The organism is Pseudoalteromonas sp. S4492 (assembly GCF_005886115.1).
GTDB lineage: Bacteria > Pseudomonadota > Gammaproteobacteria > Enterobacterales > Alteromonadaceae > Pseudoalteromonas > Pseudoalteromonas gelatinilytica.
Map to the genome: position 1 here is coordinate 1 of NZ_PNCP01000047.1, position 3,266 is coordinate 3,266.

Annotated in this window: 3 protein-coding genes; 2 read left to right on the plus strand and 1 reads right to left on the minus strand. The window is 43.0% G+C overall.

What is annotated here, in order from left to right:
- Positions 1–409: 409 nt before the first annotated feature.
- A complete protein-coding gene (locus tag CWC28_RS16195; RefSeq protein WP_138625418.1) occupies positions 410–883 on the minus strand; it encodes a DUF721 domain-containing protein in 474 nt (157 codons plus the stop codon).
- A 351-nt stretch (positions 884–1,234) separates the two neighbouring features.
- Here CWC28_RS16195 and CWC28_RS16200 point away from each other — a divergent pair, with 351 nt between their 5' ends.
- Together CWC28_RS16200 and CWC28_RS16205 are read left to right on the plus strand one after the other, a co-directional pair.
- Complete coding sequence (locus tag CWC28_RS16200) at positions 1,235–2,122, plus strand: NTP transferase domain-containing protein (protein WP_138625419.1); 888 nt, start codon at positions 1,235–1,237, stop codon at positions 2,120–2,122.
- Between the two features lie 41 nt (positions 2,123–2,163).
- Entirely contained in the window at positions 2,164–3,243 is a 1,080-nt protein-coding gene (locus CWC28_RS16205; protein ID WP_138625420.1) for a phosphotransferase enzyme family protein, read from the plus strand.
- Positions 3,244–3,266: the final 23 nt, after the last annotated feature.

Sequence of the window (3,266 nt, forward strand, 5' to 3'; positions counted from 1 at the left end):
GAGGAACGAGGTGCGAGGGACGAGATACAAGGGACGAGTTATCGTAGGCGTCACGCTTGCTTGGCGCGTCTTGCACTCAGCACCAAGCCAGAAAATAATTAAAGAACCTACAAACAGCACCGTTCAGCTCAAAACTGATAGCTGAAAGCTGACAGCTCTTTAAGTTTCACGCCTACACCAAAACGTAGGAACGGCTTTAGCCGTGAAAAAATAAAGATGTTCGGCGTTAAAACGCCTCCTACAGAGTTTTATTGCTGAGGGAAATTCAACACCATACACCCCCACAGTTCGGCTGACGTCTGACGGCTGAAAGCTGACGGCTCCTTAAATTTCGGCACTAAAGTACCTCCTACGGGGTAGGCTCACAAACCACACCGTTCGGCTAAAAGCTGAAAGCTGACGGCTTTATTTATTTTTTCCGCCCATGTTGCGCTAAACGCTCTAACTTGGCTTTTAAAGATGGAGGGGCGTCTGCGGCGATGGCGCTGAGGTAATCGGCTGTTTGTTCGCTCATTTGGCGTTTCGAAACAGGCTTTTGCTCTGGTTTATTTGTTGCCGATAAGCGCTGAGTTGCATGTGGGTTTGCGGTAATTTTAATTTGCCCAAGCTCTACCATGCCAGCGGCACGAAAATGCGAAAGCATATCCATTTTTAAGTAATTTAAACGCAGTGCAATCGGTGCAGAAACCGCTTCTATCATCAAAGTACCATCACGGTAGTTACTTACCCGGCATTTTTTTGAAAGCGTTTCACCTAAAAAATCATCAAGAATGGTTTGTTGAGAAGACAAGCCTTGGGTTTTACCAGCATAAGATGCTAAGCGACCACTCAATCCCGCCATAATATCGCCAAGTGCTTTTGGCGCGTATCTATCTTTTGCCATTAATCGTCTACCTAAAAAGGTTAATCACCACAAAGAGAATATACCACTTACGTAAATATGAAGCTATTAGGTTAGAGGGACGAGATGCGAGATGCGAGATGCGAGATGCGAGATGCGAGATGCGAGATGCGAGATGCGAGTTATTGTAGGCGCGATTTTATATCGCGCAATAAAAAATATACCGCGCGAAATAAATTTCACGCCTACATTTCCTACGAGGTAGGCCTTTGGGTAAGACCCACAAACAACACCGCTCAACTCAAAACTTATGACTTATAGCTTTAAGCTTCTCTTCCTCCCCCGTGAGTGTTTCTGGTACACTTTTCCTTTGTTTTTTATTTAACTTTCGCGATGACTCAACACTCTCTTACTTTAATCGTATTGGCTGGCGGGCTGGGTAGCCGCTTTGGCGGAAACAAACAAATTACCGAAATTCCGGGGCTAGGCTGTACCATCATGGAACTGAGTATTCAGGATGCGGTTAAAGCAGGTGTGAGCCAGGCGGTGATCATCATTAATAAAAACATTCGTGCTGAATTTGAAGCGACGATTTTACCGCGCCTACCTGAATCGCTCGAAGTAATCTTATTTGAGCAACAAATTAACGCGCTGCCACATGGTTATGAGCATTTAGCCGCTGAACGCAAAAAGCCATGGGGCACAGGTCATGCGTTACTTTGCGCAAAACCTTATGTGAATAACCCTGCTATTGTCATTACCGCCGATGATTATTATGGCGAGTCTTCTTTTGCCATTATTAGCGAACACTTCAAACAGCACAGCAATTGGGCGATGGTAGGCTACCCAATAAAAGATACACTCTCCGAAGAAGGTGGTGTAAACCGCGGTGTATGCTCTGTTGATAGCCACCAGCATTTAACTGATGTGGTCGAGTATCTAGATATCAAACTCGAAAATAATGTTTTAAAAGGCAACAATCCACATGGTGAGAGATTACAAATTGCCGATGATGCCCTAGGCTCAATGAGCTTTTGGGGAATAACACCCAGTTTATTTAATGACTTAGAAACAGGCTTTATTGAGTTTTTAGAAAATACTGACAACGGTGTCACGAAAGAGTATTATTTACCAAATGAGATACAACTCGCGATTCAAGATAACCGCCAAGCTGTAACCGTTTATACTGCACAAGAGCCATGGTATGGCGTGACCTACAAAGCTGAACTGGATGCAATAGCGCACACTTTATGTCAGTTACGTCGTAAGCTAAACGATTAAACCCTCGCCTCTTCTTGCAAAAAATAAGTAATGGAAAATTAATGAAGTCGAACCCTGTTGCAACTTATCTTTCTGAGCACTTTGGCTTAAGCACAGATAACGTAACGCTAAAGCCTATTGGCAATGGCCACATCAACACAACCATGTTACTTAAAACAGAAGAAAACGCCTTGGTTGTGCAAAAGTTAAATACCGATGTGTTCCCTAATCCTAAGCATCTTGTTGAAAATGCACGGCTCATTGAGCAGCACCTGAGTGAAAAACACGACAATGGTGAATACAGCCTCGAAATTATTCGTCATGTTCCAACTATCGAAAATGACTTTTTAGTTGAATGCGATCAAGGTGTTTGGCGTGCACTCGAATTTATTGGCGGCAGTTATAGTGAAGATGTTGTAGCAACTATCTCGCAAGCACAAACTGCAGCCAATGCATTTGGCCAATTCGCGCTAGCATTACAAGATTTTCAGGCTGATCAGCTACATCATGTGATCCCAGATTTTCATAACTTAGCGATGCGCTTTGATGCTTTCAAAAAAGTTCTCGAAAAAGACTCTGTAAACCGTGTGGCCCTTTGCCAAGACGACATCGATTTTTGTTTAGCTCAGCAATCACTTGTTGAAGAACTAAAACAACTTGAAGGAAATATTCCTTTAAGACCTTGTCATAACGACACAAAAATCAACAACATGCTTTTTTGCACGCAATCTGATGATGCAAAGGCAGTTATTGATCTCGATACCTGTATGCCTGGTTATTGGTTATTTGATTTTGGCGATATGGTGCGTACCTTCTGCTCTCCTGAGCAAGAAGATTCAACCAACCTAAGTAATGTACGTGTTCGTGAAGAAATCTTCGCCGCCATCGTTAAAGGTTATGTTGAACCACTACAAGATGTGATCACCGATGCCGAAAAAGAAAGCTTCTGGTTAGGCACCAAAGTCATGACCTTTATGATTGGCCTGCGCTTTTTAACAGACTTTATTGATGGCGATAACTACTTTGCTACCAAACATGCAAACCACAACCTAGAACGCGCCCGCAACCAGTTTGCTTTATATCGCGACATTCTTGAAAAAGAACATACATTAAAAGCGATTTTAGAGATAAATAAAGGTTAGAGTTTCGAGTTGCGAGTTGCGAG

What these genes read in the sequence shown, in the direction of transcription:
- CWC28_RS16195 (WP_138625418.1), bottom strand. Translation starts at nt 883, where the DNA reads ATGGCAAAAGATAGATACGCGCCAAAAGCACTTGGCGATATTATGGCG.
- CWC28_RS16200 (WP_138625419.1), top strand. Translation starts at nt 1,235, where the DNA reads ATGACTCAACACTCTCTTACTTTAATCGTATTGGCTGGCGGGCTGGGT.
- CWC28_RS16205 (WP_138625420.1), top strand. Translation starts at nt 2,164, where the DNA reads ATGAAGTCGAACCCTGTTGCAACTTATCTTTCTGAGCACTTTGGCTTA.